The sequence below is a fragment of the Paraburkholderia sp. Clong3 genome, assembly GCF_050436485.1.
Lineage (GTDB): Bacteria > Pseudomonadota > Gammaproteobacteria > Burkholderiales > Burkholderiaceae > Paraburkholderia > Paraburkholderia tuberum.
The window spans coordinates 1,926,846-1,949,474 of the sequence record NZ_JBNDMH010000002.1 but is presented as its reverse complement, the minus strand read 5'-3'; the positions used below and the strand labels follow the sequence as shown (position 1 = coordinate 1,949,474).

Here is a 22,629-nt window from a genome sequence, read left to right as displayed (position 1 = left end):
CCCTGTGGAAGTGGAGAGTGGAAGTGCTCAGGCAGTGGCGCGGGCTTTTTGCGTGCCCGCCTGGGGCGCGCGCAGCGCAGTCCAGAAGATCACCTTGAGCTCGCCTTCATAAGTCTCGACGAGCGCCGACAGACTCTCGACCCAATCGCCATCGTTGCAATAGAGCACGCCATCGATCTCGCGCATCTCGGCCTTGTGGATGTGGCCGCAGACGACGCCGTCGCAGCCGCGGCGACGCGCTTCGTCGGTCATTACGCGTTCGAACGACGAGATGAAGTTGACCGCGTTCTTGACCTGATGCTTCAGGTATTGCGACAGCGACCAGTACGGAAATCCGAGCTTGCTGCGAATGCGGTTGAACCAGCGGTTCAGCACGAGGATCATCGTGTACAGCGTGTCGCCGAGATAGGCGAGCCATTTCGCGTGCTGGATCACGCCGTCGAACAGATCGCCGTGCACGATCCACAGCCGCTTGCCGGCGAGCGTCGTGTGGAACGCTTCGCCGCGTACGTGGATGTCGCCGAACGCGAGGTCGCAGAACTGGCGCGCGGCTTCGTCGTGATTGCCGGGCACGTAGATGACCTGAGTGCCTTTGCGCGCTTTGCGCAGCACTTTCTGCACGACGTCGTTGTGCGCCTGCGGCCAGTACCAGCCTTTCTTCAACTGCCAGCCGTCGATGATGTCGCCGACGAGGTACAGGTACTCCGATTCGTTGTGGCGCAGGAAGTCGAGCAGATATCCCGCCTGGCAGCCGCTCGAGCCGAGATGGATATCCGAGAGCCAGATCGTACGATAGCGATGCGGATCGTCGTGGCCGTCATCGGGATGATCGGCGTGGGCATCGAGTGATGGCGTCGCGGGCAGCGGCAGGCCGTGTTGAGTAGAACCCGGAGCGGGCCGGAACGCGACGGGGTCGACGCTCGGTCCGGTTTGACGAAACAGGGAAGTCGCGGACGTATTGGGGTCCATGGCTCACGCGTCGAGTGGCGGTGCCCGTATTGGGCCGGGTGCGCGTGACTGCGACGTGACAGTCATGAGAAGTTCTTATTACGGAGGGGCCTTGGCGGGGCCTGTTTTTTCGTTGTTCTGGCTTGGTTGGCCTCTCCTTGTTGTCTTATCGGTCTATTAGCGTTGCCCCTGTGCGGGGCGGCACCTACTTTCTTTGCTGCTGCAAAGAAAGTAGGCAAAGAAGACAGCTCAAACCGCCAACTCTTAAGCGGGTCCCCTGGCTTGGAAGGGGTAGTGGTGCATCTGGAATCCGGGCCCCCGTACATTCCCCGTTCGTGACAAAGCCGTCATCCCTCCCGCTCCGCACTGCGTGCGTCGCGGACGGGTCTGCCAGGGAAACCAATGGTTTTGCCCGCGCAGCGGGGACCCTCGGCTGCGCTTCGGCGACGCGCCGAAACAACCAGTGGTTTTTGAGCGGGGTTTCGGCGCGCGCAGCGCCGCCGGAAGAATGACAGCCTTGTCACAAGCGCGGAATGTGCGGGAGCACGGATTCCAGATGCACCACTACCTCATGCAGACCGAGGGACCCGCTTAAGAGTTGGCGGTTTGAGCTGTCTTCTTTGCCTACTTTCTTTGCAGCAGCAAAGAAAGTAGGTGCCGCCCCGCACAGGGGCAACGCTAATAGACCGATAAGTCAGCAAGGAAAGGCCAACACCGCACGAACAAAGGCAAAAAAGGCCTCACCCCGCCAAAGGAGAGCAACGCATTCGGCCCATCGCCCACGCGCGCTAGCGCCCCACCGCTACCACCCGCGTCCCCGCGAGCCGATCATGCAAAAACTGCCGCTGCGGATCAAAACGCCCACTCGCGGCCCACACCACGAACCAGACGCCCGCAATAACAAGCGTCTGCGGCACCCGCAACCCAAGAAGTGGATGCAACGCCAGCGGCGGCAAAAACCACAACCAGGCGAACACATACCGCGCAATCGCCCGCCCAACCGAAACCGGCGCGCCATCAGCGCCAACAACCCGTAATCGCCAGGTTTTCATCGGCAGCGTCTGGCCGCCGTGCGTCCAGAACCAGACGAAGTACACGCCAACCACGAGGCCGATCCAGCCGGCGAGCAGGTTGTGATGCGCGAGCCCGTTACGCTGCTGCGTCAGCGTGCTGAACAGATAGCCGGCGAGAAACACGACGCCGAACAGAATGACCGCTTCGTAGAGCAGTGCCGCGAGCCGTCGCCGGACGGTGGGCGCCGTGCCGCTGGGTGCGGCGGCAGGCAGGGTGGGGGTGGCGAGCGGCTGGGACACGTAATGGGTTCGGGGTCGGAATCAGGAGCCGTGGAAGATTGCCGGCGCTTCGGCAGGCGACACGGGCACCGGCGTCGCCGGTACGAAGCTGCCCGCCGCCGGAATCGCAGGCGTTGCCGGCAGCGAGGCCGCGGCCGGCGCGGAGGCAGCCGGCGCGGCGCTCGCCGCCGCGGCAGCACTGGCGCCGTGCTCGCGCGCATTCACGAACCGGTCGATGCCCTTGATCTCGTTGCGAGCCGATGGCGGCGCGCTGACGACGCTGGGGCGACGCTTGCGTTCGCTCGCGGCGAGCCGCTCCTTCGTTTCTTCGGGCAGCTGTTGGTACGCTTTCCACGCGTTCTGGCGCGCTTCGCGCGGCAACTCCTTCGAAACCTGGTAGTTTTCGCGCGCGACGCGGCGCTGATCGGGCGTCATGCGCACCCATTCACTCATGCGCTCATGCAGACGCTTTTGCGCATCCGGCGACATCTTTGCGTATCGCGACGCAATCTTGATCCACTTTCGCTTGCGTTCGTCGCTAAACGAATCCCATTGCGATGCGAATGGGGCCAGCGCGGCGTGGTCGGCGGCGCTCAGGTGTGACCACGCGAGGGGGCTATTGCTGCCCGGCAGGCCGGGCAATTCGACGGAAAGTGCGGGGGCGGGGGCGGGCGCGGCGACGTTGACGCCGGGCGACGGATTGCCCGCCGACGATGGGCTCGGGTGAAAGCGCGGATAGGTCGCGACAAACGACACCAGGGCCGCGATCGTGCATCCGAAAACAACGGCCAGGCCGCGCTTGTAACTCACCCGAGGAATCTCCCGCTCAGTGGGCGCGTGAAAGATACGCGTTGAAGCCGTGGTCGAGATAGGCATTGAGCGGTAGGTCGTCGCTTAGCATGGCGGCATCGATATCGGCAAGTTCGGCGGTCCGCTGGTGATCTTCCCAGTACGCGATGCCGATCAGGCTCACGACCAGCGCGGCCAGCGGCCACGCGAGCGCGAAGCGGCGCAGCGGCCAGCGGCGGCGCGGCTCGAAGCCTCCCTGCGGTAGCCCCGCCATCCCGGCCGGCATGCCGGCGAACGCAGGCACGAACACCGGCGCGCTGACGGCTTCGGGCTTTTTGCGCGCCAACGCGGCACGACGCGCGGCAGCGAGCCGGTCGACGGTGGCGGGAGGGAGGCTGGCGGTGTTTTCGTCAAGCGCGCGGCGCAGTTGACGCGCAAACTCGAGTTCTGTGTTTTCAAGGGAGCTCATAGCGTGATTCCTTTCGCCTTGAGCGCTTGCGCCAGCGTGTGAGTGGCCCGGGAGCAGTGCGTTTTCACGCTGCCTTCGGAGCAGCCCATTGCGGCGGCAGTCTCGGCGACATCCATATCCTCCCAATAACGCATGAGAAACGCCTCCCGTTGACGTGCCGGTAATTTCTGGATCTCGTTGTCGATCGACTGCAGGACCTGCTCTCGTTCGAGCTTCTGTTCGTTGCTCTCGGCGCCAGCCGAACCCGCCTCGGCCTCGAAGGTTTCCAGCGGATCGAACTCGTCATCGTCGGCATTGCCGAGCGACGAGAATAGACTAACCCAGGTGTTGCGTACTTTGGCACGGCGGAAATAGTCGTGCGTCGCATTCTGCAGAATACGCTGAAACAGCAGCGGCAGCTCGGCCGCCGGACGGTCGCCGTATTTCTCGGCGAGCTTGATCATCGCGTCTTGCACGATGTCGAGGGACGCATCGTCGTCCCGCACGGCGTAGACCGTCTGCTTGAATGCGCGCCTTTCGACGCCCGCCAGAAAATTGGCGAGTTCCTTGTCTGATGCCATCCGGTTGGGGTCGGCGCAGCAAGCGTGCGCGTAATCGGTCGAAAAATGTCGTAAAACTCGCGGATGCTAACAAACTTTTGCTCCGATAGGGGTGAAACCTGCTCAAGCTTGCATTTGCATGACGGTCGACATTCCGTCCGATCGCGCGCTCCTACGCACGAGCCAATGGCAATATTTTCTTGACCGCGAGCGCGCCAGAAGCTATCGTCGCTGGTTCGCAACATAAGTGAGTTGTCTCAATTGAGGTGTGGCCCAAGAAGCCCGCCTGCCAACTGGACGCGCCGCTTGAACCCGAGTCACGAGCCCGGCAGAGAGCACCCGATCAATTTTTTGCCGAAAATTCGAAAGGTGAATCAATGAATATGCCCAGCGCGGAATTCTCCACGTCGGATACGACCCCCCATCACGAAGCAGACTCTATCGGCGCCACCGTGCTCATGAAGGCACTGGCCGACGAAGACGTCGAGTTCATCTGGGGCTATCCCGGCGGCTCGGTACTCTACATTTACGACGAGCTGTACAAGCAGGACAAGTTCCAGCATGTGCTCGTGCGCCACGAGCAGGCCGCCGTGCATGCCGCGGACGCCTACGCGCGCTCCACCGGCAAGGTCGGCGTGTGTCTCGTGACCTCCGGCCCCGGCGTCACCAACGCGGTGACCGGCATCGCGACCGCCTATATGGATTCGATCCCGTTGGTCGTGATCAGCGGCCAGGTGCCGACTGCCGCGATCGGTCAGGATGCATTCCAGGAATGCGACACGGTCGGCATCACGCGTCCCTGCGTGAAGCACAACTTCCTCGTGAAGGACGTGCGCGATCTCGCCGCCACCGTCAAGAAAGCTTTCTACATCGCCCGTACCGGCCGTCCCGGCCCAGTGCTGATCGACATTCCGAAGGACGTGTCGAAGACGCCGTGCCAATACGAGCCGATCAAGAGCGTTTCGCTGCGCTCATACAACCCGGTCACGAAGGGCCACTCCGGTCAGATCCGCAAGGCGGTGTCGCTGCTGCTGTCGGCGAAGCGTCCGTATATCTACACCGGCGGCGGCATCGTGCTCGCGGATGCGTCGCGTGAATTGAACCAGTTCGCCGATCTGCTCGGCTATCCGGTCACCAATACGCTAATGGGTCTGGGCGGCTACCGCTCGAGCGACAAGAAATTCCTCGGCATGCTCGGCATGCACGGCACGTACGAAGCCAATATGGCGATGCAGCACTGCGACGTGCTGATCGCGATCGGCGCGCGCTTCGACGACCGCGTGATCGGCGATCCGAGCCACTTCGCGTCGCGGCCGCGCAAGATCATCCATATCGACATCGATCCCTCTTCCATTTCCAAGCGCGTCAAGGTCGACATTCCGATCGTCGGCGACGTGAAGGAAGTGCTGAAGGAACTGATCGAGCAGTTGCAGACGGCCGAGCATGGCCCCGACGCCGCGGCGCTCGCCGACTGGTGGAAGGACATCGAAGGCTGGCGCGCGAAAGATTGCCTGAAGTTCGACCGCAAGAGCGACATCATCAAGCCGCAGTACGTGGTCGAAAAGGCGTGGGAGCTGACCGACGGCAACGCGTTCGTGTGCTCCGACGTGGGCCAGCACCAGATGTGGGCCGCGCAGTTCTACAAGTTCAACAAGCCGCGTCGCTGGATCAATTCCGGTGGCCTCGGCACGATGGGCTTCGGCTTACCGGCCGCGATGGGCGTGAAGATGGCCCATCCGGACGACGACGTGCTGTGCATCACGGGCGAAGGCTCGATCCAGATGTGCATCCAGGAGCTGTCGACCTGCAAGCAGTACGACCTGCCGATCAAGATTATTTCGCTGAATAACCGCTATCTCGGCATGGTGCGCCAGTGGCAGCAGATCGAATACAGCAAACGCTATTCGCATTCGTACATGGATGCGCTGCCGGACTTCGTGAAGCTCGCCGAAGCGTACGGACACGTGGGCATGCGCATCGAGCGCACGGCCGATGTGGAACCGGCGCTGAAGGAAGCGCTGCGCCTGAAGGATCGCACGGTGTTTCTCGACTTCCAGACCGATCCGACCGAAAACGTCTGGCCGATGGTTCAGGCCGGCAAGGGCATCACCGAGATGCTCATGGGTTCGGAAGATCTTTAACGACGGGGCGTCTGGATAACTCCAGCGCCGGCTTCGTGATGCGCGCCTTCAAAAAAGGCGAGGGCAGACGAGGCGGCGCCGCTCCGCTCGCAGACATCGACACATCATCTGGAAGAAGCGAAACATGAGACACATCATTTCCGTCCTGCTGGAAAACGAACCAGGCGCGCTGTCGCGCGTGGTGGGTTTGTTCTCCGCACGCGGCTACAACATTGAAACCTTGACGGTAGCTCCGACCGAAGACCGTTCGCTGTCGCGCATGACCATCGTCTCCGTTGGCTCGGACGACGTGATCGAACAGATCACGAAGCATCTGAACCGCCTGATCGAGGTGGTGAAAGTGGTCGACCTTACCGAGGGCGCCCACATCGAACGCGAGCTGATGCTGATCAAGGTGAGGGCGGTCGGCAAGGAACGTGAGGAGATGAAGCGGATGGCGGACATTTTCCGCGGCCGCATCATCGACGTCACCGAAAAGACCTACACGATCGAATTGACGGGGGCGAGCGACAAGCTCGACGCCTTCATCGAGGGGCTCGATTCCACGGCGATTCTCGAGACGGTCCGCACGGGCAGCTCGGGCATCGGTCGCGGCGAGCGCATTCTGAAGGTCTGACGTCGCGTTTCGCAAGGCCGGGCAACGCGGTATCGCGCGGCTGGCAATAACAACATTCGCAGTACCTGAATTTCTCTGAATCATCGAATCTAGCCAAGGAACCGACATGAAAGTTTTCTACGACAAGGACGCCGATCTCTCCCTCATCAAGGGCAAGCAGGTCACCATCATCGGCTATGGCTCGCAAGGCCATGCGCACGCGCTGAACCTGAAGGAAAGCGGCGTGAACATCACGGTCGGTCTGCGCAAGGGCGGCGCATCGTGGAGCAAGGCTGAAAACGCCGGCCTGCAAGTCAAGGAAGTCGCGGAAGCGGTGAAGGGCGCGGACGTCGTCATGATGCTGCTGCCGGACGAGCAGATCGCCGACGTGTACGCGAAGGAAGTCCACGCGAACATCAAGCAGGGCGCAGCGCTCGCGTTCGCGCACGGCTTCAACGTTCACTACGGCCAGGTGATCCCGCGTGCCGACCTCGACGTCATCATGATCGCGCCGAAGGCGCCGGGCCACACGGTTCGCGGCACCTACTCCCAAGGTGGCGGCGTGCCGCACCTGATCGCGGTTGCGCAGGACAAGTCGGGCGCGGCGCGCGACATCGCGCTGTCGTACGCAGCGGCTAACGGCGGCGGCCGGGCCGGCATCATCGAAACGAACTTCCGCGAAGAAACCGAAACCGACCTGTTCGGCGAGCAGGCTGTGCTGTGCGGCGGTACCGTCGACCTGATCAAGGCCGGCTTCGAAACGCTGGTCGAAGCGGGTTACGCGCCGGAAATGGCGTACTTCGAGTGCCTGCACGAACTGAAGCTGATCGTCGACCTGATCTACGAAGGCGGCATCGCGAACATGAACTACTCGATCTCGAACAACGCCGAGTACGGCGAGTACGTGACGGGGCCGCGCATCGTGACCGCTGAAACGAAGAAGGCGATGAAGGCCGTGCTGACCGACATCCAGACCGGCGAATACGCGAAGAGCTTCATCATCGAGAACAAGGCTGGCGCACCGACGCTGCAATCGCGTCGCCGTCTGACGGCCGAGCACCAGATCGAGCAGGTTGGCTCGAAGCTGCGCGCGATGATGCCGTGGATCGCGAAGAACAAGCTCGTCGACCAGTCGAAGAACTAAGCGTCTCGATATAGCGAGGTCCGGCGCGGTGCTTCGGCGCGGCGGCCGGAACAGTCAAAAAGCCGTCCAAGGGTGCTGAACCCTGGGCGGCTTTTGCTATCCTACGGTTTTACAAAAACACAGAAGCCATCCATGAATTACCCTCATCCGATCATCGCGCGAGAAGGCTGGCCGTTCATCGCCATCGCGGCCGTCGTTGCATTACTGGTTCACGCCTTCGGGGGGTTCGGCTTTGCGTGGCTCTTCTGGCTGATCCTGATCTTCATCGTGCAGTTTTTCCGCGACCCGGCGCGTCCGATTCCGACGCAGGCCAACGCGGTGCTGTGTCCTGCCGACGGTCGTATCGTCGCGGTAGAAACCGCGCATGATCCTTATGCGAATCGCGAAGCGCTGAAGATCAGCGTGTTCATGAACGTATTCAACGTGCACTCGCAGCGCTCGCCCGTCGACGGTGCGATCTCGAAAGTCGAATACTTTCCTGGTGCCTATCTGAACGCGGCGGTCGATAAAGCCTCGCTCGAAAACGAGCGCAACGCGGTCGTGATCGAAATGGCCGGCGGCCAGACGGTCACGTCGGTGCAGATTGCCGGGCTGATCGCGCGGCGGATTCTTTGCTACGTCCGTGCAGGCGAGCCGCTGACCCGCGGCCAGCGTTACGGATTCATCCGCTTCGGTTCGCGCGTCGACGTGTATTTGCCGGTGGGCAGCCGTCCGCGCGTGTCGATCGGCGAGAAGGTGTCGGCGTCGTCCACGATCCTCGCCGAGCTGTAAAGCGGCATACAGGAGGTTGTCCGAATGGCCGCATTCAAACCGCGTCGACCCCGCAGCAGTGGACCGCTGCCGCGGCCGTTTCGTCGCAACAAGCCGCCGGTGGTCACGGAGTCGCCGGTCGCCGACAGCCGGCGCGCGCAGCGTCAGCAGTTCCTCAGAAAACGCGGCATCTACCTGCTGCCGAACGCATTCACCACGGCCGCGCTGTTCTGCGGCTTCTTCGCCGTCGTGCAGGCGATGAACGTGCGCTTCGAGATCGCGGCGATCGCGATCTTCGTCGCGATGGTGCTCGATGGCATGGACGGTCGCGTCGCGCGCATGACGCATACGCAAAGCGCGTTCGGCGAGCAGTTCGACAGCCTGTCGGACATGGTGTCGTTCGGTGTTGCGCCCGCGCTCGTGATGTACGAGTGGATCCTGAAGGACCTCGGCCGGTGGGGCTGGCTCGCGGCGTTCGTCTATTGTTCCGGCGCGGCGCTACGGCTCGCGCGTTTCAACACGAATATCGGCGTGGTCGACAAGCGTTTCTTCCAGGGCATGCCGAGCCCGGCAGCGGCGGCACTGATCGCCGGTTTCGTGTGGCTCGCCACCGACAACCGCGTGCCGCTGAAGCTCGTCTGGCTGCCGTGGGTCGCCTTCGTGCTGACCATCTACGCGGGCGTGACGATGGTGTCGAACGCGCCGTTCTATAGCGGCAAGGCGCTCGACGTACGGCATCGCGTGCCGTTCGGCGTGATCCTGCTGGTGGTGGTCGCCTTCGTGCTCGTGTCGTCCGATCCGCCGTTGATGCTGTTCGGTCTGTTCGTGCTGTACGGTCTGTCCGGCTACGTGTTCTGGGCGTATCAGGCGGTGCGCGGCCGGGCCAATCCGGCGCGTTCGATGTCGCACGACCGTTGAGGATTTGAACCGCGCTGCATCGCAGCGACGTACGAAAAACGGCAGCCTGCAGGCTGCCGTTTTTCGTTGGTTGGTGCCGTTACGCGGTCGCTTCGGACAGCGCCGCAGGCCGCCCCGGCGCGCATTGCGCGGTGGCTGGAATGCCGCTATAGTCGTCGGATCAGTGCGTGGGCGTGGCCGATTTTGCCGGGTCGGCGAGGCCGTTCACTGCGCCGCGCCATCATGCTTCGTTCACGCCTTTATGCGTTTTTGCGTTCCGTCCGCACCGGCCGCGATCATCGTGATCGCCCTACCTTGCCAGCGGCGGCGCTCATCGTCCCATTCCAAAACCAAGTCCCACATCTGAACGACTCCCGAGGAGGCCCGACATGTCCGACAAACTGATCATTTTCGACACCACGCTGCGTGACGGCGAGCAATCGCCCGGCGCGTCGATGACGAAGGAAGAGAAGATCCGCATCGCCAGGCAACTCGAACGGATGAAAGTCGACGTGATCGAAGCGGGCTTCGCGGCCAGTTCGAACGGCGACTTCGACGCGATCCATACGATCGCCGGCCTCGTGAAGGACAGCACGATCTGCTCGCTTGCGCGCGCGAACGACAAGGACATACAGAAGGCCGCCGACGCACTGAAGCCGGCCGACCATTTCCGCATCCACACGTTCATCGCAACGTCGCCACTGCACATGGAGAAGAAGCTGCGGATGACGCCCGAGCAGGTATTCGAGCAGGCCAGGCTTGCGGTGCGTTTCGCGCGCAAGTTCACCGACGACGTCGAATTCTCGCCGGAAGACGGCAGCCGCTCGGATTTGGACTTCCTGTGCCGTGTGCTGGAAGCGGTGATCGCCGAAGGCGCGACCACGATCAACATCGCGGACACCGTCGGCTACGGCGTGCCGGAACTCTATGGCCAACTCGTGAAGACGCTGCGCGAGCGCATTCCCAACTCGCACAAGGCGGTGTTCTCCGTGCATTGCCACAATGACCTCGGCATGGCGGTCGCGAATTCGCTCGCCGGCGTGCAGATTGGCGGCGCGCGCCAGGTCGAATGCACGATCAACGGGCTCGGCGAGCGCGCGGGCAATACGTCGCTCGAAGAAATCGTAATGGCGGTGAAGACCCGCAAGGATTACTTCGGACTCGACGTCGGCCTCGACACGACTCAGATCGTGCCGGCCTCGAAGCTCGTGTCGCAGATCACTGGCTTCGTCGTGCAGCCGAACAAGGCCGTGGTCGGCGCGAACGCTTTCGCGCACGCGTCGGGCATCCATCAGGATGGCGTGCTGAAGGCGCGCGATACTTACGAAATCATGCGCGCGGAAGACGTGGGTTGGGCCGCGAACAAGATCGTGCTCGGCAAGCTGTCGGGCCGCAATGCGTTCAAACAGCGTCTGCAGGAGCTCGGCATCGCGCTCGACAGCGAAGCCGAACTGAACACCGCGTTCGCGCGCTTCAAGGAACTCGCCGATCGCAAGGCGGAGATCTTCGACGAAGACATCATCGCCATCGTCAACGAGGAATCGGCGGAAGCGCACGAGAAGGAGCACTACAAGTTTCTGTCGATGTCGCAGCATTCCGAAACCGGCGAGCAGCCGCACGCGAAGGTCGTGTTCTCGGTAGAGGGTAAAGAGATCACCGGCGAAGCGCGCGGTAACGGACCGGTCGACGCCACCCTCAACGCGATCGAAACGGAAGTGGGCAGCGGCTCCGAACTGCTGCTGTACTCGGTCAACGCGATCACGACCGGCACGCAGGCGCAGGGCGAAGTGACCGTGCGGTTGTCGAAGAGCGGGCGCATCGTCAACGGCACGGGCACTGATCCGGATATCGTCGCGGCATCCGCGAAGGCATATTTTTCGGCGCTCAACAAGCTGTATTCGAATGCGGACAAGGTGAATCCGCAGCGCTCGGAGTAACGCGAGCATGGCGCGCCGGTAGCGCGCGATCGCTTGTGTGGATCGGAGGAGAAGCCCCGTGGTGCTCGGCACACGGGGCATTTTTCTGCCGTCATCGCGCAGCTGCGGCGGCGCGATATGACGAAACTACTCCGCCGTCGTGCGCCGCAGCGACCAGCCGCGCGTTGCGCGGGCCTGCTCGCGGACTTGAAATCTGACGTCGACGGTAATCCCACGGCGAGGCGCATCGGCGACGAACGCGTCCAGCAGTTCGCGCACGTCGTGATCGACGAAATCGGCGCGTGTCGCATCGACGATAACGGTGGCGCCATCCGGAATCTGCTGCAGATAGTGCTTGAGCGGCACCTTACCGAGAAACGACACGTCCTTGCGAAACGACAGCAGGTAGTGATCGCCATGCTGCGCGAGCACGATCGGGCCGCGCAGGTTTGCGTACAGCGCGAACAGCATGCTGCACAGGATGCCGAGCACGATACCGATCAGCAGATCGGTGACGAGCACACCGACGACTGTGACGATAAATGGTGCGAACGGCACGAATCCCTGCCGCGCGAGCCCGGCGAACAACGACGGCTTGGCGAGTTTGAACCCGGTGAAGATCAGGATCGCGGCAAGGCAGGCGAGCGGGATCAGGTTGATCACGCTCGTGAGCGCGAACACACTGACGAGAAGCAACACGCCGTGAACGATCGCCGAGAGTCGACTTTTTGCGCCGGCATGGACGTTCGCGGAGCTACGCACGATCACCGCGGTGATCGGCAGGCCGCCGATCGCACCGGCGATCAGATTGCCCACGCCCTGCGCCTTCAGCTCGCGATCGGGAGGCGCGCGGCGGCGCTCCGGATCGATCTGTTCGACCGCTTCGAGGCTCAGTAGCGTTTCGAGACTTGCGAGGATGGCGATCGTGATCGCAACGCGCCATATGTCGGGATTGATGAGCTGGGCGAACCGTGGGCCGAAGTCGGCCGACGCGAGCACGGCCTGCAGTGCCGCGAACGATTCCAGCGACGGCAACGCGACCCGCCCTTCGGCGGGCGGTGCCAACGATGGCGCGACGAGATTGAGGGCGAGCGTCGCGCCGATGCCGAGCAGCACCACTGCGAGCGGCGCGGGCATGATGCGCACGACAGCGAAGCGGCGCAGCGCGCGCGTTTCCCAGCCGGCGAGGATCGCGAGCGACAGCAGTGTGATCAGCACGGCGGTCAGTGAGATTGGGCCGAGCGGCGTTGCGACCGCCGCCGCCGACTGGACGGAGTCGGCGGTGCCGGACAGCCCCAGCGCAACGGGGAGCTGCTTGAGGATCAACAGCACGCCGATGGCCGCGAGCATCCCCTTGATCACCGGCGACGGCACGTAGGCGGCGTACCGGCCGGCCTTGAGCATGCCGAAGCCGAACTGGATGACGCCCGACAGCAGTACGGCCAGCAGGAAAGCGGAAAAGCCGCCAAGCCGTGCGATGCCGTCGACGACGATCACGACGAGGCCCGCGGCCGGGCCGCTCACGCTCAGACGCGAGCCGCTCAGCGCGGCAACCACGAGCCCGCCAATGATGCCGGACACCAGTCCGGCAAACGGGTCGACGCCCGATGCGTGAGCAATGCCGAGGCAAAGCGGCAGGGCCACCAGAAAAACGGCCGTTCCGGCGAGCACGTCGCTCTGGAGCGCGGAGAAAGAGGTTTGATTATCCATGGTGTCGAAGAGCGAGAGGTGGGACGATGGGCGACGAACAGGGATGGCCCGATGACGATTCCGCTGTCGGCTCCGTCCGCGGTTCGAATGGGACGGGCGACGCGCTTCGCTAGGCCGCGCTGTGCGCCGCGGTCGTGCAGGTCATCGCGTCGTCGGCGGTATAGCCGGAGGTGAGAACCTTGATGCGCCCGTCGTCGAGCGCAAAGATCCAGCCGTGCACGAGCGGCGCCGGCTCAGCCTCGTGCACGATCGGGCTCGCCCGTAGCTGACGCACCTGTTCGAGCACGTTCAGCTCGGCGAGGCGATTGACGCGATCCGGCTCGGTCGCCGCGCCGTCCAGCTCCGAGTGATGCGTTTTGGCGAGTGCGCAGAGCGGCGCGATACGGCGGTTCACATGGGGCAGCGCGGGGTCCGGCGGCAGCAGCGCGGCGCGCACGCCGCCGCAGCCATAGTGGCCGCAGACGATCACATGGCCGACCTTGAGCACCCGCACCGCGTATTCAAGGACGCTCGCGACGTTGTCGTCGCCGGGATGAAACAGGTTGGCGATGTTGCGATGGACGAACAGATCGCCGGGCTCGCAATGCGTGATCGTTTCGGCGGGCACGCGGCTGTCCGCGCAGCCGATCCAAAGAATGTGTGGATTCTGTCCGCGCATCAGGTCGCGAAAAAATGCCGGATTACGCGTCGCGGTTTCATGGGCCCACGCGACGTTGGCGACCAGTAGGTGTTTGGGTCGGTTCATCGTAGCAACTCCGTATGAGAGGCAATTGACCTGGCACCGGACCGAAACCGCGTCTGCACGTGATTGCGAGCCGGTGCCCGAACGGCGTTTACAATAACCTTTCTTTCGCAAATTTGTTGGCGTAAACAGGATAAAATTCTGTTTTATGCTTAAACAATAAAAAAGCCGCCTATCGAAGGCGGCTTTTTTGAGATTTGGTGCTTCTTCCGAAGAGGGTGCTCAGTGCTCAGAACAGGTTGCGGCGGTCGGGGTCGTGCAGCGGGTCGGGGGTCTTCTGCGTGAGGCGCAAGATGCCCTGGTCATCGAAGTAGAAGTTGTACATCATGTACCAGACGTTGTCTTCGAGATAGCGATAGGTCCAGACTTCGCGCCTCATCAGCGGGAAGTACGACGTTTCGACCGGGCGGCCGAAGTTCACCAGCACGTCGCTGCGTGTCCATTTGCCGATCTCGGCGCGGTAGAACTCGTTGGGCTGCAGCACCTGGCGCACGTTGATGATCTTGCCGGCTGCGTTGATGTCGGCGGCGGTGGTGGTTTCGCCCATCGGTTGGGTCGGCCACATCAGACGCTTGCCGCCGTCGGGCAGATCATAGGTTTCGCGCGGCGGACCGAGACGCGCGATGACCGTCGATGCGTCCGCTCCCTGTTGATACTGCTGCCACGGCTGGGCGCAGCCGGCGAGCGAGAGCACGCTCAGGCAAACGAGCGCGGCGCGGCGCAGACTGGCGCCGGCCGGGGCTGTGATAGCAGCCGCCGTGGGGTGGTGGCGGTTCGGCATGTATTCCTCCGATGGCGTTTGAATAGCGGTTCTTATCATCGAAACGCACTATTTTGACACGCGCTGTGGCGAAAGAACGGCGTTGCTTGAACGTGCGTCGCCACCAGACGGTAACGGATGCGCCGGCTTGCCTATTCCGTGCGCGTCATCCTATGATCCGCGCTTCGAAGATTCAGAGCGGACGACCATGACGGCGATGTGGCGAGGGGCGGCGGCGGTTGCGCTGACGGCGATTTCGATGGCGGTGGCGGGAGTTGGCGTGGCTGAGGCGGCGAATCCGGCCTCGACGGGCGCGAGTCAGGCGTCCGCGCAGGGGACCGTTCCGCCCACCGGCAAGCCGGGGAGCCGCGCGGCCACGCTGGCGGCAAGCCCGGCCGGTAATCACGCAAGCAAGTCCGCCGGCCTGCCGGCCGGCAAACTCGCCGGTACGCCGATCCAGCTCGCGCTGATCGAAGGCATGTCCGGCCCGTTCGCGAACGCGGGCGCGGCGGTCGAGCGCAATCTGCGTTTCGGTGTCGAGCAGGTCAACGCGCACGGCGGCGTGGAGCTCGCGGACGGCGCGCATCCGTTCGAACTCGTCGTGCTCGACAGCAAGGGCAGCACGGAGGAAGCGCTGACGCAATTGCGCGCGGCCGCGGATCGCCATATCGGCTACATCCTGCAGGGCAATAGCTCGGCGGTCGCCGCGGCGCTGATCGGCGCGATCGAGAAGCAGAACAGCCGCGAGCCGGACAACCGCGAACTGTTCCTCAACTACTCCGCCGACGACCCCGCGCTCACCAACGCGGACTGCAGCTTCTGGCACTTCCGCTTCGACGCGCACGCCGGCATGCGGATGGCCGCGCTCGCCGAGGTGATCGAGCGCGACAAGGCGGTGAAAAAGGTGTACCTGCTGAACCAGGATTACAGCTTCGGACACGACGTGAGCAGCCTCGCGCGTTCGACGCTCGCGGCGAAGCGTCCCGACATCGCGGTGGTCGGCGACGAATTTCACCCGATCGGCCGCGTGAAGGATTTCGCGCCGTACATCGCGAAGATCCGCGCGAGCGGCGCGGATGCCGTGATCACCGGCAACTGGGGCAACGACCTGACGCTGCTCGTGAAGGCGGCGCGCGAGCAGGGCCTCGACACGAAGTTCTACACGTTCTACGGCAACAGCCTCGGCGCGCCGGCCGCGCTTGGCGACGCAGGCGTGGGTCACGTGATCGCGGTGGCCGAGTGGCATCCGAATGTCGGTGGCGCGGCCTCCGACGCGTGGTACGCGGCGTTCCGCGCGCGTTTTCCGGCCGCCCAGGACGACTATCCGGTGCTGCGCATGCCACTGATGATCGAAACGCTCGCCGCCGCGATGAGCCGCGCCGGCAGCGCCACTCCGACGGCGGTCGCGAAAGCGCTCGAGGGCATCCGCTTCGACAACGGTATTCACGCATCGTGGATGCGCGCCGATGACCATCAGCTGATCCAGCCCCTCTACGTGATGCAGATGGACAAAGCCGGCACACCCGGCGTGCATTTCGATAACGAAGGGTCGGGCTATGGCTTCCGCACGGTGCTGGCGATACCAGCCGAGCGCACACTATCGCCGACGGTCTGCCGGATGCGGCGCCCCTGAGCGCCCGCGAGCGACACTCAATCCAGCCTTGCTGGCCCGGGGTTCGCGGCCGGAATCGGCTGTGCTACAATACGCGTCCCGTTGTTGGGCTGGGTTCTGATTCAGTTAATTCAGCCACGACCGGGACTCAGTAAATTGTGAAACGGGTATCCCACGGCACGGCCTTTCTTCCGTGACCGCCTGTCCAGTTATCAAGGAAATTGACATGTCCGCAGTTGAAGCAAGCAAGAAGTCCGAAGTCGTCGCGCAATTCGCACGCGCAGCCAACGACACCGGCTCCCCCGAAGTTCAGGTCGCGCTGCTCACGACCCGTATCAACGAACTGACCTCCCACTTCAAGGAGCACACGAAGGATCACCACAGCCGCCGCGGTCTGCTGCGCATGGTGAGCCGCCGTCGCAAGTTGCTCGACTACCTGAAGGGTAAGGACGCGGATCGTTACCGCAGCCTGATCGAGAAGCTGGGTCTGCGTAAGTAATCGGCCAGTCGTTCAGCAAGATGCCTGTGTCAGTTTCGCTGATACAGGCATTTTGTTTTTGCGCGGCGCGCTTCGTGTAACGCGCACCGCCTGTGATCCGCGGCGTAGGCCGGTTCGCGCGGCGTCTATGGGCAAGCGCAGTAGCAGTAGCAGAACAGCAGTAGAAGAAGCAGTAACAGGAAACAAGGCCGGGCTTCAGGGCGGAGTTTTGTGTCATTCCAGCGGTTCGCGCGCAGTCGCAGCACGTGACTCTCTGGAATGGCATAGCACGACTCTTCCCATGCGGCGCCGGCCTGGCGTTGCCGCGCCGCTCCGGTCCGCGCGGCATTACGATGAGGAAAAGCAATGACTATGTTCAATAAGATCGTCAAAGAGTTTAAGTGGGGGCAGCACAACGTTCGCCTCGAAACCGGTGAAATCGCTCGCCAGGCGGGCGGCGCGGTGATCGTCGACGTCGAAGATACCGTGGTGCTCGCCACCGTGGTCGGCGCGAAGACCGCGAAGCCGGGCCAGGACTTCTTCCCCCTCACCGTCGATTACATCGAAAAGACTTACGCCGCCGGCAAGATCCCGGGTGGTTTCTTCCGTCGCGAAGGCCGTCCGTCGGAAGGCGAGACGCTGATCTCACGCCTGATCGACCGTCCGCTGCGTCCGCTCTTCCCGGAAGGCTTCTACAACGAAGTGCAGGTCGTGATTCACGTGCTGTCGCTGAATCCGGAAATCCCCGCCGACATCCCTGCGCTGATCGGCGCCTCGGCGGCGCTCGCGGTGTCCGGTCTGCCGTTCAACGGCCCGGTCGGCGCGGCGCGCGTGGCCTACATCAACAACGAATACGTGCTGAACCCGACGCGTCCGCAGATGAAGGAATCGGCACTCGACCTCGTCGTCGCCGGCACGGAACGCGCGGTGCTGATGGTCGAATCGGAAGCGCAGCAATTGAGCGAAGAAGTGATGCTCGGCGCCGTCGTGTTCGGTCACGAGCAGATGCAGACCGCGATCGACGCGATCCACGAACTCGTCCGCGAAGGCGGCAAGCCCGAGTGGGACTGGCAGCCCGCCGCAAAGAACGAAGCGCTGATCGCACGCGTGACCGAACTCGCGCAGGCCGATCTGCTCGCCGCTTACCAGATCCGCGACAAGCAGGCTCGCTCGACCAAGCTGAAGGAAGTCTACGCGGCGACCTCGGCGAAGCTCGAGGAAGAAGCGGCGGCAGCGGGCACCGTGGCGGCCGACAAGGCGTCGGTCGGCAACGTGCTGTTCGACATCGAAGCGAAGATCGTCCGTACGCAGATCCTGAACGGCGAGCCGCGTATCGACGGCCGCGACACGCGCACCGTGCGCCCGATCGAAATCCGCACCGGCGTGCTGCCGCGTACCCACGGCTCGGCGCTGTTCACGCGCGGCGAGACGCAGGCGATGGTGGTCGCGACGCTCGGCACGAAGGGCGACGAGCAAAACATCGACGCGCTCGAAGGCGAGTACCGCGAACGCTTCATGCTCCACTACAACATGCCTCCGTTCGCGACGGGCGAAACGGGCCGCGTCGGTTCGCCGAAGCGCCGTGAAATCGGTCACGGCCGTCTCGCCAAGCGCGCGCTCGTCGCGTGCCTGCCGAGCGCCGACGAGTTCGGCTACTCGATCCGCGTCGTGTCGGAAATCACCGAGTCGAACGGTTCGTCGTCGATGGCTTCGGTGTGCGGCGGCTGCCTCGCGCTGATGGACGCCGGCGTGCCGATGAAGGCGCACGTCGCCGGTATCGCGATGGGCCTGATCCTCGAAGGTAATCGCTTCGCGGTGCTGACCGACATTCTCGGCGACGAAGATCACCTCGGCGACATGGACTTCAAGGTCGCGGGTACGGAACAAGGCGTGACCGCGCTGCAGATGGACATCAAGATTCAGGGCATCACGAAGGAAATCATGCAGGTCGCGCTCGCGCAGGCGAAGGAAGGCCGCATGCACATCCTCGGCAAGATGACCTCGGCCGTGGCCGGCGCGAACACCCAACTATCGGAGTTCGCACCGCGTATGATCACGATCAAGATCAACCCGGAAAAGATTCGCGACGTGATCGGCAAGGGCGGCTCGGTGATCCGCGCGCTCACCGAAGAAACCGGCACGACGATCGACATTTCGGATGACGGCGTCGTCACGATCGCGAGCACGAACAGCGAAGGCATGGCCGAAGCGAAGCGTCGTATCGAAGCGATCACGATGGAAGTCGAAGTGGGCCAGGTGTACGAAGGCACCGTGCTCAAGCTGCTCGACTTCGGCGCGATCGTGAACATCCTGCCGGGTAAGGATGGTCTGCTGCATATCTCCGAGATCGCGAACGAGCGTATCAAGGACATCAACGACTATCTGAAGGATGGCCAGCAGGTGAAGGTCAAGGTCATCCAGACGGACGAGAAGGGTCGCGTGCGTCTGTCGGCGAAGGCATTGCTGAACGACGCGCCGCAAGGCGAGCCGACGCCGCAGTAAGGCGGTAGCGGACAAACGGCCGGCCGTGTCATGCGCGCCGGCCGTTTTTCATGCAGGATGGATTGCGTTGCGCATTCGAATCGCAGCGGTGCGCTACGGCAGACGGCAGCAACGGGTAGGTAACGCAATCCAATCTTGGAGTTGACGCAGATGAAAGCGATCGAAATCACTGAATTCGGTGCGCCGGAAGTCCTCAAGCTGGCGGAGCGTCCGACGCCGCAGCTCAAGGCTGGCGAGGTGCTGATCAAGGTGGCGGCATCCGGCATCAATCGTCCGGACGTGTTTCAGCGCAAGGGCGGCTATGCGCCGCCGCCGGGAGCGTCGGATCTGCCGGGGCTGGAGGTGGCGGGCGAGATCGTCGGCGGCACGATCGACGCGAAGAACAACCCGTTCGGTCTGAAGATCGGCGATCGCGTGTGCGCGCTGCTCGCGGGCGGCGGCTACGCGGAATTTGCGGCCGCGCCGCTGCTGCAATGCCTGCCGGTGCCGACGGGGTTGTCGGATATCGAAGCGGCTTCGCTGCCCGAGACTTTTTTCACGGTGTGGAGCAACGTCTTCAATCGCGCGCAGCTCGGCCAGGGCGAGGGCGGTGCGAATGAAACGCTGCTCGTGCAGGGTGGTTCGAGCGGCATCGGCGTGACGGCGATCCAGATTGCGCACGCGCTCGGCTTCCGTGTGTTCGCGACCGCGGGCTCGGACGAAAAGTGCCGCGCGTGCGAAGCGCTCGGCGCCGAACGCGCGATCAACTACAGGACTGAAGATTTCGTCGAAGTCATCAAGTCGCTGACCAACGATCGTGGCGTCGACGTGATCCTCGACATGGTGGCAGGCAGCTACGTGCCGCGCGAATTGTCGGCTCTCGCCGACGGTGGCCGTATCGTACTAATTGCGCTGCTCGGCGGCGCGAAGGCGGAGCTGAACCTGAACGAAGTGTTGCGCCGCCGTCTGACGGTTACCGGTTCCACACTGCGACCACGGCCGATCGAGTTCAAGGCGCAGATCGCCGCGCAACTGAAGGAGCGCGTGTGGCCGCATCTCGAAGCTGGGCGCATCAAGCCGGTCGTGCATCGCGTGTTTCCGGCCGCCCAGGCTGCCGACGCGCATGCACTGATGGAAAGCGGCACGCACGTCGGCAAGATCGTGTTGACGTGGGGTCAGGAGGCTTGACGTCATCGGTTTGACCCGATCCACCCCACGCAGTAAAATTGCGCGTTTTGCGCGCGCCGGATCAATCCGACGGGCGGGCCGTGAGCGCAGGAACAAACTGCAGCGAGGCGCGAGCGAAGTCCGCCGGCAGCAGGCCGGACTGGCAAGACAGGACAATACGAGACGATGTCGAATCAACAACGAGCCAAACTGGTAGTCGGTAACTGGAAGATGCATGGGCGGCTCGCCGCGAACGCCGCGTTGCTGCAGGCAGTGGCACAGGGCGCCAGTGAATTGCCGGCCGACGTGCGCGTCGGTGTGTGCGTGCCGAGCCTCTATCTCGGGCAGACTCAGTCGCTGCTCGAAGGCAGCCCGGTCGTGTGGGGCGTGCAGGACGTGTCCGCGTTCACGCATGGCGCCTATACCGGCGAAGTGGCTGCGCCGATGGTGACGGACTTCGGCGCCACGTTTGCAATCGTCGGGCACTCGGAGCGCCGCGCGTATCACCGCGAAAGCGCCGAACTGGTCGCGGTGAAAGCGCAGCGTGTGCTCGAGGCGGGTTTGACGCCGATCGTGTGCGTCGGCGAAACGCTCGAAGAACGCGAAGCGGGTTGCACCGAGCAGGTCGTCGGCGGTCAGCTCGACGAGGTGCTCGCGAAGCTGTCGGCTCAGGAAGCGGCTCGCCTCGTCGTCGCGTATGAGCCGGTGTGGGCAATTGGCACCGGCAAGAGCGCGTCGGCGGCACAGGCGCAGGCCGTGCATGGGTTCCTGCGCGCACGTCTCGCGGCCAAGGGTGCGGCGGACGTGCCGTTGCTATACGGCGGCAGCGTTAAGCCGGACAACGCGGAAGAACTGTTCCGTCAACTCGATATCGACGGCGGCCTGATCGGCGGGGCGTCGTTGAAAGATCGGGATTTCCTGGCGATCTGCAAGGCGGCCGCTGCGACCAGCGTGGCTGGTTAAGCTGGGCGTCTCGGTGAGGATGACTCCATTTCGCGCAACACACAGTGTGCGGCGCGGTTAAATAAAGACTCAGGTGAGTGTGATGCTGTATTTGAAAACATTGATTATCGTCGTTCAGTTGTTGTCGGCGTTCGGGGTCATCGGACTTGTGTTGCTGCAGCACGGCAAAGGTGCCGATATGGGCGCGGCTTTCGGCAGCGGCGCGTCGGGTAGCCTGTTCGGTGCGACGGGTTCGGCGAACTTCCTGTCGCGTACCACGGCAGTGCTCGCAGCGCTGTTCTTTGCCACGACACTGGCACTCACTTACCTTGGTGCGTATCACGTGAAGCCGTCGGCAGGCGTGCTGGGCGCGGCAGCTACTGCGCCGGTCGCGGCTTCGGCGCCGGCTGCGGGCTCGGCCCCGGTGGCGGCATCGCCTGCAGCGCCGGCTTCGCCTGCGTCGGTTCCGGCGACGGGCGTGCCGAAATAAATTTTCGGCGGACGTGGTCTTGTGCGTTGAACAATCTGCTTAAGCAAGTTACAATTCAAGTCTTGAAGCGATTCGCGGGTTTTGCAAGTTGTTTTCCCGGATTGCATATAGTGCCGACGTGGTGAAATTGGTAGACACGCTATCTTGAGGGGGTAGTGGCGAAAGCTGTGCGAGTTCGAGTCTCGCCGTCGGCACCAAATGTTATCTAAATGCCAGCCGTTTGCTTCGCTTCGGCTGGCATTTTCACTTCTGGCGTATCGCTGTACGGCTTACGTCATGCGCGTTGAGGAAGTGATTTCGCGTCAGGGGTGCTATGCTCCTGACGGCACTCAGAACCAACCGATTGAGGATTGTCTTGAACCTCGCAGCCTATTTCCCCGTTTTGCTGTTCCTTATTGTGGGCACCGGTTTAGGCGTAGCACTGGTCAGTATTGGCAAGCTCCTCGGTCCCAACAAGCCCGACACCGAGAAAAACGCACCGTACGAGTGCGGCTTCGAAGCATTCGAAGATGCGCGCATGAAATTCGACGTGCGCTACTACCTCGTCGCCATTCTCTTCATCATTTTCGACCTTGAGACCGCATTCCTGTTCCCGTGGGGCGTGGCGTTGCGTGACATCGGCTGGGCTGGGTTCACGGCAATGATGATTTTCCTGCTCGAGTTCCTGCTTGGCTTTGCCTACATCTGGAAGAAGGGCGGCCTCGACTGGGAATGATGGATTAATCGCCGGTTTGCGTGGGTGGCCAGGCTTGCCGCCCCGTCTGGAG

Annotated in this window: 21 protein-coding genes and 1 tRNA gene; 14 read left to right on the top strand and 8 right to left on the bottom strand. The window is 63.2% G+C overall.

Translation table 11 applies throughout. The features are described from left to right. Window positions 1-27 precede the first annotated feature (27 nt). The 5 genes from OKW30_RS13200 to OKW30_RS13180 all read right to left on the bottom strand — a co-directional run bounded on the left by OKW30_RS13200 (window position 28) and on the right by OKW30_RS13180 (window position 4,058). Complete coding sequence (locus OKW30_RS13200) at window positions 28-969, bottom strand: UDP-2,3-diacylglucosamine diphosphatase (RefSeq protein ID WP_184072037.1); 942 nt, start codon at window positions 967-969, stop codon at window positions 28-30. Window positions 970-1,736: 767 nt separating this feature from the next. Next, window positions 1,737-2,261, bottom strand: a complete 525-nt coding sequence (locus tag OKW30_RS13195; RefSeq protein ID WP_429346877.1) for an RDD family protein — start codon at window positions 2,259-2,261, stop codon at window positions 1,737-1,739. A 21-nt stretch (window positions 2,262-2,282) separates the two neighbouring features. Next, entirely contained in the window at window positions 2,283-3,050 is a 768-nt protein-coding gene (locus OKW30_RS13190; RefSeq protein WP_429346876.1) for a DUF3106 domain-containing protein, read from the bottom strand. Window positions 3,051-3,066: 16 nt separating this feature from the next. Next, on the bottom strand, window positions 3,067-3,498 hold the full coding sequence (locus OKW30_RS13185; protein ID WP_184072110.1) for a DUF3619 family protein: 432 nt from the start codon (window positions 3,496-3,498) through the stop codon (window positions 3,067-3,069). After that, window positions 3,495-4,058, bottom strand: coding sequence for an RNA polymerase sigma factor (locus tag OKW30_RS13180; RefSeq protein ID WP_184072111.1), 564 nt, complete (start codon window positions 4,056-4,058; stop codon window positions 3,495-3,497). Before OKW30_RS13180 ends, OKW30_RS13185 begins: the two co-directional genes overlap by 4 nt. A gap of 356 nt (window positions 4,059-4,414) precedes the next feature. Between OKW30_RS13180 and OKW30_RS13175 the strand changes: the two genes are divergently transcribed. The 6 genes from OKW30_RS13175 to OKW30_RS13150 all read left to right on the top strand — a co-directional run bounded on the left by OKW30_RS13175 (window position 4,415) and on the right by OKW30_RS13150 (window position 11,501). Next, entirely contained in the window at window positions 4,415-6,178 is a 1,764-nt protein-coding gene (locus OKW30_RS13175; protein ID WP_184028488.1) for an acetolactate synthase 3 catalytic subunit, read from the top strand. Between the two features lie 124 nt (window positions 6,179-6,302). Next, on the top strand, window positions 6,303-6,794 hold the full coding sequence (ilvN, locus tag OKW30_RS13170) for an acetolactate synthase small subunit (protein WP_018420000.1): 492 nt from the start codon (window positions 6,303-6,305) through the stop codon (window positions 6,792-6,794). A gap of 106 nt (window positions 6,795-6,900) precedes the next feature. After that, window positions 6,901-7,917, top strand: a complete 1,017-nt coding sequence (gene ilvC / locus OKW30_RS13165) for a ketol-acid reductoisomerase (RefSeq protein ID WP_008920617.1) — start codon at window positions 6,901-6,903, stop codon at window positions 7,915-7,917. A 132-nt stretch (window positions 7,918-8,049) separates the two neighbouring features. Next, a complete protein-coding gene (locus tag OKW30_RS13160; RefSeq protein WP_184059342.1) occupies window positions 8,050-8,688 on the top strand; it encodes a phosphatidylserine decarboxylase in 639 nt (212 codons plus the stop codon). A gap of 24 nt (window positions 8,689-8,712) precedes the next feature. After that, a complete protein-coding gene (gene pssA, locus OKW30_RS13155) occupies window positions 8,713-9,585 on the top strand; it encodes a CDP-diacylglycerol--serine O-phosphatidyltransferase (RefSeq protein WP_018420002.1) in 873 nt (290 codons plus the stop codon). Window positions 9,586-9,953: 368 nt separating this feature from the next. Further along, complete coding sequence (locus OKW30_RS13150) at window positions 9,954-11,501, top strand: 2-isopropylmalate synthase (RefSeq protein WP_018420003.1); 1,548 nt, start codon at window positions 9,954-9,956, stop codon at window positions 11,499-11,501. A gap of 126 nt (window positions 11,502-11,627) precedes the next feature. On the opposite strand, the gene OKW30_RS13145 is transcribed toward OKW30_RS13150, so the two are convergent. The 3 genes from OKW30_RS13145 to OKW30_RS13135 form a co-directional block, all read right to left on the bottom strand. Continuing rightward, window positions 11,628-13,190: a SulP family inorganic anion transporter gene (locus tag OKW30_RS13145; protein WP_187627013.1), complete on the bottom strand. Its 1,563-nt coding sequence runs from the start codon at window positions 13,188-13,190 to the stop codon at window positions 11,628-11,630. Between the two features lie 109 nt (window positions 13,191-13,299). Beyond that, window positions 13,300-13,935, bottom strand: a complete 636-nt coding sequence (locus OKW30_RS13140) for a carbonic anhydrase (RefSeq protein WP_018420005.1) — start codon at window positions 13,933-13,935, stop codon at window positions 13,300-13,302. A gap of 226 nt (window positions 13,936-14,161) precedes the next feature. Next, the gene (locus tag OKW30_RS13135; RefSeq protein ID WP_429346875.1) at window positions 14,162-14,713 is read right to left on the bottom strand and encodes a hypothetical protein; all 552 of its coding nucleotides are present in this window, start codon (window positions 14,711-14,713) and stop codon (window positions 14,162-14,164) included. Window positions 14,714-14,900: 187 nt separating this feature from the next. On the opposite strand from OKW30_RS13135, the gene OKW30_RS13130 reads away from it, so the two are divergent. The 8 genes from OKW30_RS13130 to OKW30_RS13095 all read left to right on the top strand — a co-directional run bounded on the left by OKW30_RS13130 (window position 14,901) and on the right by OKW30_RS13095 (window position 22,577). Beyond that, window positions 14,901-16,325 carry a branched-chain amino acid ABC transporter substrate-binding protein gene (locus OKW30_RS13130; RefSeq protein ID WP_429346874.1) on the top strand — a complete coding sequence of 475 codons (1,425 nt, stop codon included), beginning with the start codon at window positions 14,901-14,903 and terminating at the stop codon, window positions 16,323-16,325. Between the two features lie 205 nt (window positions 16,326-16,530). After that, window positions 16,531-16,803, top strand: a complete 273-nt coding sequence (gene rpsO, locus OKW30_RS13125) for a 30S ribosomal protein S15 (RefSeq protein WP_008920609.1) — start codon at window positions 16,531-16,533, stop codon at window positions 16,801-16,803. A gap of 345 nt (window positions 16,804-17,148) precedes the next feature. Continuing rightward, complete coding sequence (gene pnp / locus OKW30_RS13120) at window positions 17,149-19,284, top strand: polyribonucleotide nucleotidyltransferase (RefSeq protein WP_176078899.1); 2,136 nt, start codon at window positions 17,149-17,151, stop codon at window positions 19,282-19,284. A gap of 150 nt (window positions 19,285-19,434) precedes the next feature. Continuing rightward, window positions 19,435-20,451, top strand: a complete 1,017-nt coding sequence (locus OKW30_RS13115) for an NAD(P)H-quinone oxidoreductase (protein WP_184028504.1) — start codon at window positions 19,435-19,437, stop codon at window positions 20,449-20,451. A 165-nt stretch (window positions 20,452-20,616) separates the two neighbouring features. Continuing rightward, complete coding sequence (gene tpiA, locus OKW30_RS13110) at window positions 20,617-21,393, top strand: triose-phosphate isomerase (RefSeq protein WP_184072118.1); 777 nt, start codon at window positions 20,617-20,619, stop codon at window positions 21,391-21,393. A gap of 82 nt (window positions 21,394-21,475) precedes the next feature. Further along, a complete protein-coding gene (gene secG, locus OKW30_RS13105) occupies window positions 21,476-21,862 on the top strand; it encodes a preprotein translocase subunit SecG (RefSeq protein ID WP_184010188.1) in 387 nt (128 codons plus the stop codon). Between the two features lie 112 nt (window positions 21,863-21,974). Beyond that, window positions 21,975-22,059, top strand: a tRNA-Leu gene (locus OKW30_RS13100). A gap of 158 nt (window positions 22,060-22,217) precedes the next feature. Then, window positions 22,218-22,577 (top strand): NADH-quinone oxidoreductase subunit A, encoded by a 360-nt coding sequence (locus tag OKW30_RS13095; protein WP_018420012.1) that lies wholly within the window; start codon window positions 22,218-22,220, stop codon window positions 22,575-22,577. Window positions 22,578-22,629 lie beyond the last annotated feature (52 nt).

Coding starts and splice junctions, on each gene's coding strand:
- OKW30_RS13175 (WP_184028488.1), top strand. CDS start 4,415: ATGAATATGCCCAGCGCGGAATTCTCCACGTCGGATACGACCCCCCAT.
- rpsO (WP_008920609.1), top strand. CDS start 16,531: ATGTCCGCAGTTGAAGCAAGCAAGAAGTCCGAAGTCGTCGCGCAATTC.
- ilvC (WP_008920617.1), top strand. CDS start 6,901: ATGAAAGTTTTCTACGACAAGGACGCCGATCTCTCCCTCATCAAGGGC.
- pssA (WP_018420002.1), top strand. CDS start 8,713: ATGGCCGCATTCAAACCGCGTCGACCCCGCAGCAGTGGACCGCTGCCG.
- ilvN (WP_018420000.1), top strand. CDS start 6,303: ATGAGACACATCATTTCCGTCCTGCTGGAAAACGAACCAGGCGCGCTG.
- OKW30_RS13130 (WP_429346874.1), top strand. CDS start 14,901: ATGACGGCGATGTGGCGAGGGGCGGCGGCGGTTGCGCTGACGGCGATT.
- OKW30_RS13140 (WP_018420005.1), bottom strand. CDS start 13,935: ATGAACCGACCCAAACACCTACTGGTCGCCAACGTCGCGTGGGCCCAT.
- OKW30_RS13200 (WP_184072037.1), bottom strand. CDS start 969: ATGGACCCCAATACGTCCGCGACTTCCCTGTTTCGTCAAACCGGACCG.
- OKW30_RS13135 (WP_429346875.1), bottom strand. CDS start 14,713: ATGCCGAACCGCCACCACCCCACGGCGGCTGCTATCACAGCCCCGGCC.
- OKW30_RS13160 (WP_184059342.1), top strand. CDS start 8,050: ATGAATTACCCTCATCCGATCATCGCGCGAGAAGGCTGGCCGTTCATC.
- pnp (WP_176078899.1), top strand. CDS start 17,149: ATGACTATGTTCAATAAGATCGTCAAAGAGTTTAAGTGGGGGCAGCAC.
- OKW30_RS13150 (WP_018420003.1), top strand. CDS start 9,954: ATGTCCGACAAACTGATCATTTTCGACACCACGCTGCGTGACGGCGAG.
- OKW30_RS13115 (WP_184028504.1), top strand. CDS start 19,435: ATGAAAGCGATCGAAATCACTGAATTCGGTGCGCCGGAAGTCCTCAAG.
- tpiA (WP_184072118.1), top strand. CDS start 20,617: ATGTCGAATCAACAACGAGCCAAACTGGTAGTCGGTAACTGGAAGATG.
- OKW30_RS13185 (WP_184072110.1), bottom strand. CDS start 3,498: ATGAGCTCCCTTGAAAACACAGAACTCGAGTTTGCGCGTCAACTGCGC.
- OKW30_RS13145 (WP_187627013.1), bottom strand. CDS start 13,190: ATGGATAATCAAACCTCTTTCTCCGCGCTCCAGAGCGACGTGCTCGCC.
- secG (WP_184010188.1), top strand. CDS start 21,476: ATGCTGTATTTGAAAACATTGATTATCGTCGTTCAGTTGTTGTCGGCG.
- OKW30_RS13180 (WP_184072111.1), bottom strand. CDS start 4,058: ATGGCATCAGACAAGGAACTCGCCAATTTTCTGGCGGGCGTCGAAAGG.